The following is a 14,388-nucleotide window of genomic DNA, read 5'->3' on the forward strand; positions in this document are numbered from 1 at the left end:
CGGTCAAATTGCGGTGCCGCGCCTTTCCTGTCTCATGAAACGAAGAAGCCGGGGTGTCGCCCCGGCTTCCGCAGTGCGTTTCTCTTGCCGTCTATTCCGCGGCGAGGGCGGAGTGGTGCACGACGCTGAGCGGTTTCTTTCCGCGTTCGCGCTTCTCCAGGGCGGAGACCCGGTCGTCGAGGGCCTCGACGTTGCGGGCGGCCTCGTTCGCGGCTTCTGTCAGCGCCTCGTTGTCGAGCGGCGGCGGCTCTTCGTCCTTTTTGCCGACCATGCGGCCGAAGATGCGGGCCAGCAGGCGCGACAGGTCGTCCATGATCAGGAAGAAGGAGGGCACGACGACGAGCGACAGCACGGTGGAGACGATGATGCCGCCGATCACGGCGATCGCCATCGGCGCGCGGAACGTGCCGCCTTCGCCGACGCCGAGCGCAGAGGGCAGCATGCCCGCCGACATGGCGATCGAGGTCATGACGATCGGGCGGGCGCGCTTGCGGCCGGCTTCCACCATCGCCTGCGTGCGCTCCATGCCCCGGTGCATCATCTCGATGGCGAAATCGACGAGCAGGATCGCGTTCTTCGTCACGATGCCCATCAGCATGAGGATGCCGATCAGCACCGGCATCGAAAGCGAATTTTGCGTCAGGATCAGGCCGGCGGCCACGCCGCCGATCGCGAGCGGCAGCGAGAACAGGATGGTGAAGGGCTGGATCACGTCCTTGAAGAGCAGGATCAGCACCGTCAGCACCAGCAACAACCCGAGCAGCATGGCATTGCCGAAGCCCTGCAGCATCTCCGCCTGTACCTCGGCGTCGCCGCTCTCCAGGAACTGGACGGTGTCGGGCATGTCGACGCTCTCGGCGATCTCCTTGAAGCGCGCCGTCGCCGTATCGAGCGCCACGCCCGGCTGCAGGTCCGAGCCGATCGCGACCACCCGGTTGCGGTCGTAGCGCTTGATCGAGCTCGGACCCTCCGAATAGTCGATGTCGGCGACGGAGGACAGCGGCACGAACTCGCCCTTGGCGGTCCTGATCTTCAGGTTGCGGATCGCGCCGAGATCGCCGCGGAAGTCGCGGTCGAGCTGGACGCGGATCGGAATCAGCCGATCGTCGAGCGACATCTTGCTGAGCTGGGCGTCGATGTCGCCGATCGTGGCGACGCGGATGACCTCGGAGATCTGGGCGGTGGTGATGCCGAGGCGGGCCATCTGGTCGTCACGCGGCCGGATCTGCAGCTCGGGGCGCGGCAGCGAGCCGTCCGGGCTGACATTGGCGAGCACGGGGTCGGCGCGCAGCCTCGCCTCGAGCACGGCGACGGTCCTGTCCAGGTCGGCCTCGTTGTTGGAGAGCAGGTTGAAGGACAGGTCGCGCTCGTAGCGGTCGTTCAGCTTGATGATGCGGACATCGGGGATGTCGCGAAGGGCGGCGAAGATCTCGCGCTCGATGTCCCACTGCGGCACGGTGCGGCCGGCGGGCGGCAGCTTCGGCAGGTACTGGCCGATCACCGGCAGGCCGCCGATCACGTCGTTGACGACCCTGTTGACGAGCGAATGGTCACGCTTGTCCAGCATGACGGTGATGCCCGCGCGCCGGAGTTCGAGATCGCCCTTGGGCGAGGAACCGCCGAGGATGAAGATGTCGCTGACGCCATCGATGTCCTTGAGTCGGTCGTAGATCTGGGCCGTCGTATGGTCGGTATCCTCGAGCATGGCATCCGGCGGCAGCTCGATCGAGAGGATGACGCGCGAGGCGTCTTCCGGCGGCATGAAGCTGCCCGGCACCTGCGCCAGCAGCCACAGCGAACCGGCGAGGAAGGCGATCGCGGCGACGAGGGTGGCGTAGCGGCTGTACCAGTGGCTCGTCGTGGTGCGGACGATCGCGGTGTAGCCGCGCATGAAGGCGCCGTCCTTCTCCTCGTCGTGGCCGTCGGCGTCGCTGGCCCGCATCAGGTAGGCGGCCATCACCGGCGTGATGAGGCGCGCCACCGCCAGCGAGAAGAACACGGCGACGGCGACCGTCAGGCCGAACTGGATGAAGTACTGGCCCGGAATGCCGGGCATGAAGGAGACCGGCACGAAGACGGCGATGATGGTGAAGGTGGTGGCGATCACCGCCAGGCCGATTTCGTCGGCGGCCTCGATCGCCGCCCTGTACGGCGTCTTGCCCATCTTGATATGGCGGGCGATGTTCTCGATCTCCACGATCGCGTCGTCGACGAGGATACCGGTCGCGAGCGTCATCGCCAGGAAGCTGACGAGGTTCAGGGAGAAGCCGAGCAGGTCCATGACGTAGAAGGTCGGGATCGCCGAGAGCGGCAGGGCGACGGCGGAAATCAGCGTCGCCCGCCAGTTGCGCAGGAACAGGAGGACGACGATGACCGCCAGGATCGCGCCCTCGAAGAGGGTGTGGAGGGCGGCCTCGTAGTTGCCGTAGGTGAAGTAGACGGAATCGTCGACCAGGCTGATCGCGACGTCCGGGTTCTTCTCGCGAACGGTCGCAAGCGCCTTTTCGACCGATTCCGCCACCGTCACCTCGCTCGCGCCCTTGGAGCGGAAAACGGCGAAGGTCACCACAGGGGTGCCGTTGAAGCGGGAGAAGGAGCGCGGCTCCTCGTAGGTGTCGGAGATGCGGCCGAGTTCGGACAGGCGGACGAAGCGGCCGTTCGGCAGCGCGATCACGGTGGCGGCGAGCTTTTCCACCGAACGCGCGTCGCCGAGCACGCGGATCGCCTGCTCGGCGCCGGCGATCTGGCCGCGGCCGGAGCCGACGTCGGCGTTGATGCTGCGCAGCTGCTGGTTCACGTCAGCGGCGGAGATGCCGAAGGATTCCAGCTTGTCGGCGTTGAGGTCGACGTGGACCTCCCGGTCGGCGCCGCCGAAGCGGTCGACCTTGCCGACGCCCGGCCGGCCCTGCAGGGCGCGCTTGACGGTGTCGTCGACGAACCAGGACAGTTCCTCGAGCGTCATGTTGGGGGAGGAGACGGCAAAGGTCTGGATCGCCTGGCCCTCGACGTCGATCTTGGTGACGATCGGCTCCTCGACGGAAGCGGGAAGATCGTTGCGGATGCGGTCGACCGCGTCCTTGACGTCCTGCAGCGCCTGGTTCGTCGGCACCTCGATCTCGAAGATGACGCTGGTGACGGAGCTGCCGTCGGTCACCGTCGACATGATGTGGTCGACGCCGGCGATACCGGCGACCGAATCCTCGATCTCCTTGGTCACCTGCAGTTCGAGTTCGGCCGGCGCTGCGCCGCTCTGGGTCACGCTCACCGAGATGAGGGGCACGTCGATGTTCGGAAAGCGGGTGATCGGCAGCGAATAGAACGACTGCATGCCGACGACCATCAAGAGGAAGAAGGCAAGCAGCGGCGCAATCGGGTTGCGAATGGACCAAGCAGAAAAGTTCATGTTCCAGTTGTCCTCATGGCACGGCGCATAGCGGCCATCGCACCCGGCCGGCTCGATCGTCGCGCGTCATTCCGCACCTGATGGTGCCGGCGTTCCCATTCTTGTCGTCGCACGGGCGGTTGTCCCGGGCGATATTTGACCACGCATCCTGCCTTGCGAAATCCATCGCGGAGACCGGGGCGGGGCCTGGTTTGTCCGTCCGGGGCCTCGTTCAGTTCGCAGCCTGGGACTGGGCGGCCCGCACCGGCCTGATCCTGTCCCCGTCGCGAACATAGGCGCCGGCCTTGGCGACCACCTCGTCGCCGGCGGCAAGGCCGCTTTCGATCTCGATCATCTGCCCGTCCTGGATGCCGGTCACGACCTTGACCAGGGTGACGACGCCATCCTCGACCTTGCGGGCCATGGTGCCCTCGCGCGAGGTGGTAACGGCCGAAAGCGGCAGGACGAGGCCGTTCTTCTCCTCCGCGGTGATCTCGGCGCTGGCAAACATGCCGACGCGAGCCTTCTCCGGTTCGTCGAGCTTGATGTAGACCCGGCCGAGGCGCGTGTCGTTGCTGAGCGTCGGCTCGACCAGGCGGATGCGGCCGGTCAGCCGGTCGCTGCCGCCCGCAAGCGAGATCGTCGCTTCCTGCCCGACCTGGAGCTTCAGGATATTCGCCTCGGACACGTCCGCCTTCAGTTCGATCTCGCCGTTGCGGATGATGGAGAACAGCGGCTGCGTGCCGCCGCCCATGGCGATGGCGCCGATCTTGGCCGTGCGCGCCGAGACGACGCCGGCCACCGGCGCCTTCACCGAGGTGCGCGCAAGCTTCAGGTCGATGTCGGCGATCTGGGCGTCCATCACCCGGATTTCCGCCTGCGACACCGAGATCGCCTGCTCGGCGGAGGTGACGCGCGAAACCGCGGCGCGGGCCGCAGCCGTCGCCTGATCGAAGGTCGCCTGCGACGTCGCGCCGGTCTTCACCAGCGTCTCGGCACGGATGCGCGCCTTGTCGGCTTCCTCGGCATTGGCCTTCGCCTCGACCAGTTGCGCCTGCATCTGCGCGACGGAGGCTTCCGCCTTCGCCCGCATCGCCGCCAGCCGGCTGTTTTCCAAGACCAGCGCGTCGTCGTTCAGGGTCGCCAGCGTGTCGCCTTCCTTGACCCGGTCGGCCACGTCGGCGCCGAGGGAACGGATGGAAAGGCCGTCGACGAGCGGGGCGACATAGACCTCCTCGACCGGCTGGATCGTGCCGGTGGCGATCACGCGATCGACGATGGCGCGCTCTTCCACGGCGGTGACGACGATTGCCGGGAGGTTCTGCGCCTGATCGGCCACGGGTGCTGCATCGGCGCCATGGGCGACAGACACGGCGAGAGGCACCAGGCCTGTCGCCGTCGACATGGCAACCGACAGGCAGAGTGCGTACTTCAATCCAGGCGCCATGGACGAACCTTCAAGATGCGAATGAATTTACAGTGCGTAGGACGGCGAACTTTGCCGTGCTGCCGCATTTCCTCCGGGTGCGGTCGAAAAGGTCGCCTCGACGCTCGCTTTCGGCCTGTCGGGCCGGTCCGAACCGCGCGTTTTATGTAATGAGGCGCCTTCATGCTTACAAGCGGCAACCAAAATGGTGCCTCACTATTTACATTGAGCGTTGTTGGCGTGCAACAGGCCGGGCCCGTGCCATCATGACGCGCAAGGGCCGGACAGCGGACCCCCGAAGCGAAAGAGCGCGCGGAGAGGTCCCCGCGCGCCCGGTTTCTGCAGATGCCGGCTCTGGCCCTACTTGAGGGCCGAGTCGGTGATCTCGTGCGTCCAGGCGCCCTCCGGTTCCCTGGAGATGACCGGGTCGGAGCCGCCGGCCAGCAGCGAGGCGACGGTGCGCTTGTAGTCGGCCTCGTCGAGCGTTCCGTTGGAGCCAGCCGTGAGCTTGGCGACCTCGCCCATCATGCGCTTCTGGTGGGCTTCGGTCTGCGCGCCGGTGCTGTCGTTCTCCAAAACGATGTCGGCCGCCTCGTCCGGGTTCTCCTCGGCATATTTCCAGCCCTTCATCGAAGCGCGGACGAACTTGATCATCTTGGCCTTGAAGTCCGGATCCTTCAGCTTGTCCTCGAGCACGTAGAGGCCGTCCTCGAGCGTCGCCACGCCCTGGTCCTCGTACTTGAAGGTGACGAGGTCCTCCGGCTTGATGCCGGCGTCGATCACCTGCCAGTACTCGTTGTAGGTCATCGTCGAGATGCAGGCGGCCTGCTTCTGGATCAGCGGATCGACGTTGAAGCCCTGCTTCAGCACGGTGACGCCTTCGGGGCCGCCGTCGGTCGGGATCTTCAGGTGCGCCATCCAGGACAGGAACGGATATTCGTTGCCGAAGAACCAGACGCCGAGCGTCTTGCCCTTGAAGTCCTCCGGTCCCTTGACGCCGCTTTCCTTCAGACAGGTCAGCATCATGCCCGAGGACTTGAACGGCTGGGCGATGTTGACGAGCGGCACGCCCTTCTCGCGGGTGGCGAGCGCGGACGGCATCCAGTCGACGACGACATCGGCGCCGCCGCCGGCGATCACCTGGGCAGGGGCGATGTCCGGGCCGCCCGGCTTGATCTCGACGTCGAGGCCTTCCTCTTCGTAGAAGCCCTTGTCCTTGGCGACGTAGTAGCCGGCAAACTGGGCCTGGGTGACCCATTTCAGCTGCAGCGTGACCTTGTCGGCCGCCCCGGCCTGGAAGGCGGCAAGCGAAAAGGCGCTTGCCATGAGAAGTGATGCGATAGTCTTTTTCATAGCTGTTCCCTCATTTTTGCGCATTGTTACGCCTGCCCACCGCGGACAGACGGATGCCAGAACGTGACGGCGCGCTCGGCAAGCGCCACCACCCCGTAGAAGATCGATCCGGCGAGCGCGGCGACCGCGATCTCGGCCCAGACCATGTCGACATTCATGCGGCCCACCTCGGTGGAGATCCGGAACCCCATGCCGACGATGGGCGTCCCGAAGAATTCGGCGACGATGGCGCCGATCAGCGCCAGCGTCGAGTTGATCTTGAGCGCATTGAAGATGAAGGGCCAGGCGGCCGGCAGGCGCAGCTTCACCAGCGTCTGCCACCAGTTCGCGGCATAGGTCCGCATCAGGTCGCGCTCCATGTGGCTCGCCGCGGCAAGGCCCGCCACCGTGTTCACCAGCATCGGGAAGAAGGTCATGATGACGACGACGGCGACCTTGGACTGCCAGTCGAAGCCGAACCACATGACCATGATCGGGGCCACGCCGATCACCGGCAGCGCCGAGACGAAATTGCCGAGCGGCAGCAGGCCCTTCTGCAGGAAGGGCGAGCGGTCGATCAGGATCGCCACGACGAATCCCAGCCCGCAGCCGAGGATATAGCCGGTGATCACCGACTTGAGGAAGGTCTGGCGGAAATCCGCCCAGAGCGTCGGCAGCGAGGTGACGAGCCGCTGCCAGATCGCGCTCGGCGGCGGCAAAAGCACGGAGGGAACGTTGAAGCCGCGCACGATGCCTTCCCACAGCACCAGCAGGGTGACGCCGAAGAGCAACGGCACGACCGCGCGGGCGATGCGCTGGAAGGCGTGGCTGCGGAAATGCTGGCGCACGAGCCATTCGTTGAAGGCCCATGCGGTGAGCCAGAAGACGACGGCGGAGAGGAGCGGGGCCGTGCTCATGCGCGCGCCCCCATCCGCCTGAGCACGGCCGAATGGGCGATGCCGACGATGATCACCAGCAGGGCGGCGACGGCCGCCGCCATGAACAGCGCCGCCCAGATCTGCACCGTCTGGCCGTAATAGGAGCCGGCGAGCAGGCGGGCGCCGAGCCCGGCCACCGCCCCCGTCGGCAGTTCGCCGACGATCGCCCCGACCAGCGAGATCGCCACGGCCACCTTCAGCGAGGTGAAGAGATAGGGCATGGAGGACGGCCAGCGCAGCTTCCAGAACGTCTGCGCCGAGGACGCGTTGTAGGTGTGCATCAGGTCCAGCTGGATCTGTTCGGGGCTGCGCAGGCCCTTCACCATGCCGACGACGACGGGGAAGAAGCTGAGATAGGTTGAGATCAGCGCCTTCGGCAGCAGGCCGGAGAGACCGACGGCATTGAGCACGACGATGATCATCGGCGCGATCGCGAGGATCGGGATCGTCTGGCTGGCGATCACCCAGGGCATCAGCGAGCGGTCCATCGCCTTGTTGTGGACGATGCCGATGGCAAGCAGGATGCCGAGCACGGTGCCCATGGCGAAGCCGAGCAGGGTGGCCGAGAGCGTCACCCAGGCATGGTAGACGAGGCTGCGCTTGGAGGTGACGGCCTTGTTGACGGTGGTGTCCCAGAGTTCGGCCATCACCTGATGGGGCGCCGGCAGCACCGGGCGCTCCTGCGCCATGGTCTTCGGCAGGATCTCGGTGAAGGTGATCGTCGTGCCAGCTCTCGCCGCCGTGTCGCGCTCGAAGGGTGCGTTGAGGAAGACGGCGGCGACGTACCAGATCGCCACGAGCGCGAGCACGACGGTTGCCACGGGCAGGAGGCGATCGAGAACGAAATTCTCCCTGTCCATCGTCAGCTCCTCTCCCCCATGGGCAGCAGCATCAGCCCCATGGCGACCACGCCGAGGCCGACGCCGGCAAGCTGGGTGCCGGACAGCCGCTCGCCGAAGACGGCAAAGGCGATGACGTTGATGAACAGCAGTTGCGCGATGGCCGAGGCCGAGATCGCAAGCCCCAGCCCGCCCTCGCGCATCAGCCGCACCATCATCAGGTTGCCGACGCAATAGAGGAAGAGCGAAAAGAGCAGCAGGGCGAGGTTGTTGCTGGAGACATACGCCCGCGACGCCGTCGCCGCGGAGAGGAACACGGCCATGGAACCGGCGAGCCAGAGGATGAAGGGGAGGTTCATGGGCGGGGCTCCGTGGCGTTGCCCCTCATCAGCCTGCCGGCACCTTCTCCCCGCAGGCGGGGAGAAGGACCATGGCGCCAACGTTGCCTACCCCCTCTCCCCGCTTGCGGGGAGAGGGTTGGGGTGAGGGGCAAAAGCATGCCTTTCGACACAGGGTCACACCTCATAGCTATGCCCCGCGCGCAAACCCTCACGGACGCGATGGGCGATTTCGAGGAATTCCGGGGATTCGCGGATGTCGAGCGGGCGCTCCCTCGGCAGGGTCGATTCGATGATGTCGGTGACGCGGCCGGGGCGGGGGCTCATGACGACGATCTTCGTGGACAGGTAGACGGCCTCGGGGATCGAGTGGGTGACGAAACAGATCGTCTTGTTGGTCCGCGCCCAGAGCTTCAGGAGCTGTTCGTTCAGGTGGTCGCGGACGATCTCGTCCAATGCGCCGAAGGGTTCGTCCATCAGCAGCAGGTCGGCATCGAAGGCGAGCGCGCGGGCGATCGAGGCGCGCTGCTGCATGCCGCCGGAAAGCTGCCAGGGATATTTCTTGCCGAAGCCCTCGAGATTGACCAGTTCGAGGGTGCGGGCGATCCGTTCCTTCTGCTCGGCGCCGGAATAGCCCATGATCTCCAGCGGCAGGGCGATGTTCTTTTCGATGGTGCGCCAGGGATAGAGGGCGGCGGCCTGGAAGACATAGCCGTAGGCGCGCTTGTGGCGCGCTTCCTCCGGCGTCATGCCGTTGACGGTGATTGTGCCCGAGGTCACCTTCTCCAGGTCGGCGATGACGCGCAGGAAAGTGGTCTTGCCGCAGCCGGACGGGCCGATGAAGGAGACGAAATCGCCCTTGTCGACCGTCAGGTCGACATTCGAAAGGGCCACGACCGGCCCGTCGGCCGTTCCGAAGGTCAGGCCGAGATTTTGCGCGCAAACGACGGAGGCGCTGTCCATTTTCATGCCCTCGATGGCACTGGCGGAACCAGACTGCATGCCTGTCGGGCGCATTGCAATCGGCATTGTCTTCATGGTCAGATCGGACACGGAATTGCTCACACGGAAATGTTGGAGGAAGGGCAATGAATGGGGATGAAAAGGCGACCTGCCGCGTCATCCGGCCGGGCAGCGCCTATGACGGCAAGCAGGGGCTCTCCTATTTCGAGGGTATCGCCCGCGAGACAGTGGGCTCGACCGGCCTCTGCATGCACCTTCTGACGATGCCGCCGGGTGCGCGGGCGAAAGCCCATCTGCACGAGAGCCACGAGACGGCGATCTACGTGCTCAGCGGCGAGGCGCATACCTGGTACGGCGATCGGCTGCAGGAGCATGTCGTCGTCAGGGCCGGCGAGATGTTCTACATCCCCGCCGGCGTGCCGCATTTGCCGGCCAATCTCTCCGACGCGCCCTGCTCGGCGGTGATCGCGAGGACGGATCCGAACGAGCAGGAGAGCGTGGTGCTCTTGCCGGAACTGGACGGGTTGGTGGGATAAGCGGCGGTGCGTCACCGGCTTAGCGGGATACCCCCCTCTGTCGCTTCGCGACATCTCCCCCTCAAGGGGGGAGATCGGTGCGACGCGGTGCCGATGCCAAGGTTCGGTCGAGGATCGGTGCGTCTTTTGGGCCGACAGGCGGCGGGGAGCATGTCCAGCGGATTGCACTTGAAGACGTGAATTCAGGTCGCAGGCATCCGCATCGAGGTGTCTGTGTCTGCCTGCGGTGCCTCCTGCCCGATCTCCCCCCTTGAGGGGGAGATGTCCGGCAGGACAGAGGGGGGTGGCTGCCGAATGCGGCATCGCCATCACACCCCCGTCGCCGGAATGCCTGACCGCTCGACCTTGCGCGGGGCGGTGATCTCCTTCCAGGTGGACAGTGCCTTGCTGACGGCCGTCACCGGCTCGCGCCTGACGAACTGGCCGTGGCCTTCCTGCGTGCGGATCGTGTTCTCCTCGATCGCGACGACACCACGGGTCAGCGTGAAGCGCGGCAGGCCTGTCACCTCCTTGCCCTCGAAGACGTTGTAGTCGATCGCCGACTGCTGGGCCCCGGCAGAGATCGTCTTTTTCCGCTTCGGGTCCCAGACGACGATGTCGGCATCGGCGCCGACGAGGATCGCGCCCTTCCTCGGGTAGACGTTGAGGATCTTGGCGATGTTGGTGGAGGTGACGGCGACGAATTCGTTCATCGTCAGGCGGCCGGTGTTGACGCCGTGGGTCCACAGCATCGGCATGCGGTCCTCCAGCCCGCCGGTGCCGTTCGGGATCTTGGTGAAATCACCGACGCCGAAGCGCTTCTGCTTGGTGGTGAAGGCGCAGTGGTCGGTGGCGACGACCTGCAGCGATCCGGAGGCCAGCCCCGCCCAGAGACTGTCCTGATGCTGCTTGTTGCGGAAGGGTGGCGACATGACGCGACGGGCGGCATGGTCCCAGTCCTTGTCGAAATACTCGCTCTCGTCCAGCGTCAGATGCTGGATCAGCGGTTCGCCGTAGACGCGCATCCCCTTCTGGCGGGCACGGCGGATCGCCTCGTGCGCCTGCTCGCAGGAAGTGTGGACGATGTAGACCGGGCAGCCGGCCATGTCGGCGATCATGATCGCCCGGTTCGTCGCCTCGCCCTCGACCTCGGCGGGGCGCGAATAGGCGTGGGCCTCGGGGCCGTTGTTGCCTTCGGCCAAAAGCTTCGCCGACAGCGAGGCGACGACGTCGCCGTTCTCGGCATGGACCAGCGGCAGGGCGCCGAGCTCGGCGCAACGCTGGAAGGAGGCGAACATCTCGTCGTCGTCCACCATCAGGGCGCCCTTATAGGCCATGAAGTGCTTGAAGGTGTTGATGCCCTTGTCCTGCACCACCGTCTTCATCTCGTCGAAGACCTGTTCGCTCCACCAGGTGATGGCCATGTGGAAGGAATAGTCGCAATTGGCGCGGGTGGACTTGTTGTCCCACATGGTCAGCGCTTCCAGCAGCGACTGCCCCGGCGAGGGCAGGGCGAAGTCGACCACCATGGTGGTGCCGCCGGAAAGGGCCGCGCGCGTGCCGCTCTCGAAGTCGTCGGAGGAATAGGTGCCCATGAAGGGCATTTCGAGATGGGTGTGCGGGTCGATGCCGCCCGGCATGACATAGCAGCCGGCCGCGTCCAGCACTGTGTCGCCAGAGAGATTCGGGCCGATCTCGACGATCCTGCCGCCCTCGACCCGGACGTCCGCCTTGTAGGTGAGGTCGGCGGTGACGACGGTGCCGCCCTTGATGACTGTGGTGGTCATTTTATTCCCCTGTCGATTCGAGACCTATGGTGAGGGACGGATAGAAGCGCGTGGCGTGACAATGTTGGTTCAAGCAGCCAGACAGTGCCGCCAGGATGGTTTCCAGCACGGCGCGGCGCTCGCGGGTTACCTCGTGGTTCCAGAAACGCAGGACTGCGTAGCCGTTGCGGTTAAGCCATCGCGTGCGGGTCAGGTCGGGTTCGCTGCCGGCGTGGTGGAAACCATCGATCTCGACAATGAGCCGTTCCTCGCGACAGAGAAAATCAACGATGTAGGGTCCAAGCGGTACCTGACGCGCGAACTTGTGGCCGTTCAGGTGGCGGTTGCGCAGTTCGCTCCAGAGGCGGAACTCCTCTTCCGTCTCGCTACGGCGGAGGCGACGTGCCTGCACGGTCTTGCCGGGGCGCCTTTTTCTGATGTCTTCGTCCGACATGGCGCGGCCCCGTCCATCCTGCCTTGTGCGGCCCCCCTCATCCGACCCTTCGGGCCACCTTCTCCCCGCCGGGGAGAAGAGGGGACGCGCGGCGCTCTTCCCGCCAGCGCTAGCAGATGCTGCATTCTTCGTTGGTACCGGCATGTCGTTGGCGGTCGCCAAGACCTCCCTCTTCTCCCCCGCGGGGAGAAGGTGGCCCGAAGGGCCGGATGAGGGGGGCTTTTGCTTCAGAACCACCAGCCTACTCCACAATCCCCGCCGTCTCTATCACCGCATGGAACAGCACGTCCGCGCCGGCGCTGGCCCAGTCCTTGGAGATGTCCTCGGCCTCGTTGTGCGAAAGGCCGCCGACGCAGGGGCACATGATCATGGTGGCGGGCGCCACCTTGGCGGCCCAGCAGGCGTCGTGGCCGGCGCCGGAGATGATGTTCATGTGGCTGTAGCCCAGGTCCTCGGCCGCCTTGCGCACAGCGGACACAAGGGTCGGGTCGAAGGTGACGGGGTCGAAGTGGCCGACCGCCTCGACGGAACAGCCGACGCCGAGCGCCTCGCAGATCGTCGCCGCTTCCGCCTCGATCCTGGCCCGCATGCCGTCGAGCTTTTTCTGGTCCGGCGAGCGGATGTCGACGGTGAAGATCACCGTTCCGGGCAGAACGTTGCGGGAATTGGGGGAGAACTTCACCTGGCCGACGCCGCCAACGCAGCCCGGCTGGTTCTCGATCGCCACCGTCTGCACCATCTCGATGATGCGCGACATGGCAAGCCCGGCGTTGACGCGCATGTTCATCGGCGTCGAGCCGGTGTGCGCCTCGCGGCCGGTCAGGGTGAATTCGAGCCACCACAGGCCCTGGCAGTGCGTGACGACGCCGATCTGCTTCTCCTCCGCCTCGAGGATCGGGCCCTGCTCGATGTGGTACTCGAAATAGGCGTGCATCTTGCGCGCGCCGACCTCCTCGTCGCCGACCCAGCCGATGCGCTTGAGTTCGTCGCCGAAGGTCTTGCCGTCCGGGTCCTTGCGGGAATAGGCGTAGTCGAGGTCGATGGCGCCGGCGAAGACGCCGGAGGCGAGCATGGCAGGCGCAAAGCGCGCGCCTTCCTCGTTGGTCCAGTTGGTGACGACGACCGGGTGCTTCGTCCTGATGCCGAGGTCGTTCATCGAGCGGATGACTTCGAGGCCCGAGAGGACGCCGAGCACGCCGTCATACTTGCCGCCGGTCGGCTGGGTGTCGAGGTGCGAACCGATGTAGACGGGAAGGAGCTCGGGGTCGGTGCCGGGACGGGTGGCGAACATCGTGCCCATCCTGTCGACGGAGACGCTCATGCCGGCCGCCTCGCACCAGCGCCTGAACAGGCTGCGGCCTTCGGCGTCGGCATCGGTCAGCGTCTGGCGGTTGTTGCCGCCGGCGACGCCCGGACCGATCCTGGCCATGTCCATGAGGCTGTCCCACAGGCGGTCGGCATTGACGCGCATGTTCTCGCCGGGTGCGGCCATATCGCTAGCTCCCTCTTTTTCGGCTCCTCGTGAAAGCCGTCATCTGTTCCCGCCGGTCACCGGGCGCGTTTGTCGTTTTTCTGCGCCTACCGAACAGCAGTTGCCTTTGTTTCGCAACTGGCTGATAATTTGACCGGTTGGTAAACATTACAGCTTCCGGTGCGGCACTCAAGTCGAAAAAGCGAAAAGCCACGGGCCTCGCCCACAGGAATGGCAGAGAGTTAAACTGGTGATTTTGACGGCACTTTCCCGTCCGTGCGAAGGCTAGGAAGCAGATGGTACTACCGAGGGCAGCCAGGACCCAACGGCGCACGCGCATCCAGGAGGAGAAGGAGGAGCGGATCCTCGAAGCGGCGCTGGAGGTGTTTTCGCTGCACGGTTTCCGCGGCGCCACGGTCGACCAGATCGCCGAGGTGGCCGGCATGTCGAAGCCGAACCTCCTGTACTATTTCCGGACCAAGGAGGCGATGCACCGGGCGTTGATCACGCGGGTGCTCGATACGTGGCTGGATCCCCTGCGCGAATTCGATGCGGCGGGAAATCCGGTGTCCGAGATCCGCAGCTACATTCGCCGCAAGCTGGAGATGGCGCGCGACTTCCCGCGCGAAAGCCGTCTGTTCGCCAACGAAATGCTGCAGGGGGCAACCAATATCGAGGACGAACTGAAAGGGCCGCTGAAATCGCTGGTGGACGAAAAGGCGGCGGTGATCCGCGCCTGGGCGAAAGCGGGCAAGATCGCCAGGTGCGACCCCTACCACCTGATCTTCTCCATCTGGTCGACGACGCAGCATTATGCGGACTTCGACGTGCAGGTACGGGCGGTGCTCGGACAGGAAAAGGCGGGCGACGGGCGCTTCGAGGACGCGGCGCGCTTCCTGGAACAGCTTTTCATCAATGGCCTGGAGGTGCGCGACGCGGCCCCGTGAAGGCCCCTTGGACGACC

The 14,388-nt window shown here is 65.6% G+C and carries 12 protein-coding genes; 2 read left to right on the top strand and 10 right to left on the bottom strand.

What is annotated here, in order from left to right; all coding sequences use genetic code 11:
- Positions 1–91: 91 nt before the first annotated feature.
- From LQK81_RS14415 to LQK81_RS14445, 7 genes are all read right to left on the bottom strand, one after another.
- Positions 92–3,403 carry an efflux RND transporter permease subunit gene (locus tag LQK81_RS14415; RefSeq protein WP_230807041.1) on the bottom strand — a complete coding sequence of 1,104 codons (3,312 nt, stop codon included), beginning with the start codon at positions 3,401–3,403 and terminating at the stop codon, positions 92–94.
- Between the two features lie 211 nt (positions 3,404–3,614).
- On the bottom strand, positions 3,615–4,787 hold the full coding sequence (locus LQK81_RS14420) for an efflux RND transporter periplasmic adaptor subunit (protein ID WP_442967140.1): 1,173 nt from the start codon (positions 4,785–4,787) through the stop codon (positions 3,615–3,617).
- Between the two features lie 381 nt (positions 4,788–5,168).
- Positions 5,169–6,161 carry an ABC transporter substrate-binding protein gene (locus LQK81_RS14425; RefSeq protein WP_230807043.1) on the bottom strand — a complete coding sequence of 331 codons (993 nt, stop codon included), beginning with the start codon at positions 6,159–6,161 and terminating at the stop codon, positions 5,169–5,171.
- 26 nt (positions 6,162–6,187) lie between these two features.
- Complete coding sequence (locus LQK81_RS14430; RefSeq protein WP_230807044.1) at positions 6,188–7,057, bottom strand: ABC transporter permease; 870 nt, start codon at positions 7,055–7,057, stop codon at positions 6,188–6,190.
- Positions 7,054–7,938, bottom strand: coding sequence for an ABC transporter permease (locus LQK81_RS14435; protein ID WP_230807045.1), 885 nt, complete (start codon positions 7,936–7,938; stop codon positions 7,054–7,056). Before LQK81_RS14435 ends, LQK81_RS14430 begins: the two co-directional genes overlap by 4 nt.
- Before the next feature lie 2 nt (positions 7,939–7,940).
- Positions 7,941–8,357 (bottom strand): EamA family transporter, encoded by a 417-nt coding sequence (locus LQK81_RS14440; protein WP_442967135.1) that lies wholly within the window; start codon positions 8,355–8,357, stop codon positions 7,941–7,943.
- A gap of 75 nt (positions 8,358–8,432) precedes the next feature.
- Positions 8,433–9,224, bottom strand: a complete 792-nt coding sequence (locus tag LQK81_RS14445) for an ABC transporter ATP-binding protein (protein ID WP_230807147.1) — start codon at positions 9,222–9,224, stop codon at positions 8,433–8,435.
- A 119-nt stretch (positions 9,225–9,343) separates the two neighbouring features.
- Between LQK81_RS14445 and LQK81_RS14450 the strand changes: the two genes are divergently transcribed.
- On the top strand, positions 9,344–9,754 hold the full coding sequence (locus LQK81_RS14450; protein WP_230807047.1) for a cupin domain-containing protein: 411 nt from the start codon (positions 9,344–9,346) through the stop codon (positions 9,752–9,754).
- A gap of 308 nt (positions 9,755–10,062) precedes the next feature.
- On the opposite strand, the gene hydA is transcribed toward LQK81_RS14450, so the two are convergent.
- The 3 genes from hydA to LQK81_RS14465 all read right to left on the bottom strand — a co-directional run bounded on the left by hydA (position 10,063) and on the right by LQK81_RS14465 (position 13,445).
- Complete coding sequence (hydA, locus tag LQK81_RS14455) at positions 10,063–11,520, bottom strand: dihydropyrimidinase (protein WP_230807048.1); 1,458 nt, start codon at positions 11,518–11,520, stop codon at positions 10,063–10,065.
- 1 nt (position 11,521) lies between these two features.
- Entirely contained in the window at positions 11,522–12,097 is a 576-nt protein-coding gene (locus LQK81_RS14460; protein WP_442967141.1) for an endonuclease domain-containing protein, read from the bottom strand.
- A 97-nt stretch (positions 12,098–12,194) separates the two neighbouring features.
- A complete protein-coding gene (locus LQK81_RS14465; protein ID WP_230807049.1) occupies positions 12,195–13,445 on the bottom strand; it encodes a Zn-dependent hydrolase in 1,251 nt (416 codons plus the stop codon).
- A gap of 275 nt (positions 13,446–13,720) precedes the next feature.
- On the opposite strand from LQK81_RS14465, the gene LQK81_RS14470 reads away from it, so the two are divergent.
- Complete coding sequence (locus LQK81_RS14470) at positions 13,721–14,371, top strand: TetR family transcriptional regulator C-terminal domain-containing protein (protein WP_230807050.1); 651 nt, start codon at positions 13,721–13,723, stop codon at positions 14,369–14,371.
- Positions 14,372–14,388: the final 17 nt, after the last annotated feature.

This window comes from Rhizobium sp. GN54, assembly GCF_021026345.1.
Taxonomy (GTDB): domain Bacteria; phylum Pseudomonadota; class Alphaproteobacteria; order Rhizobiales; family Rhizobiaceae; genus Mycoplana.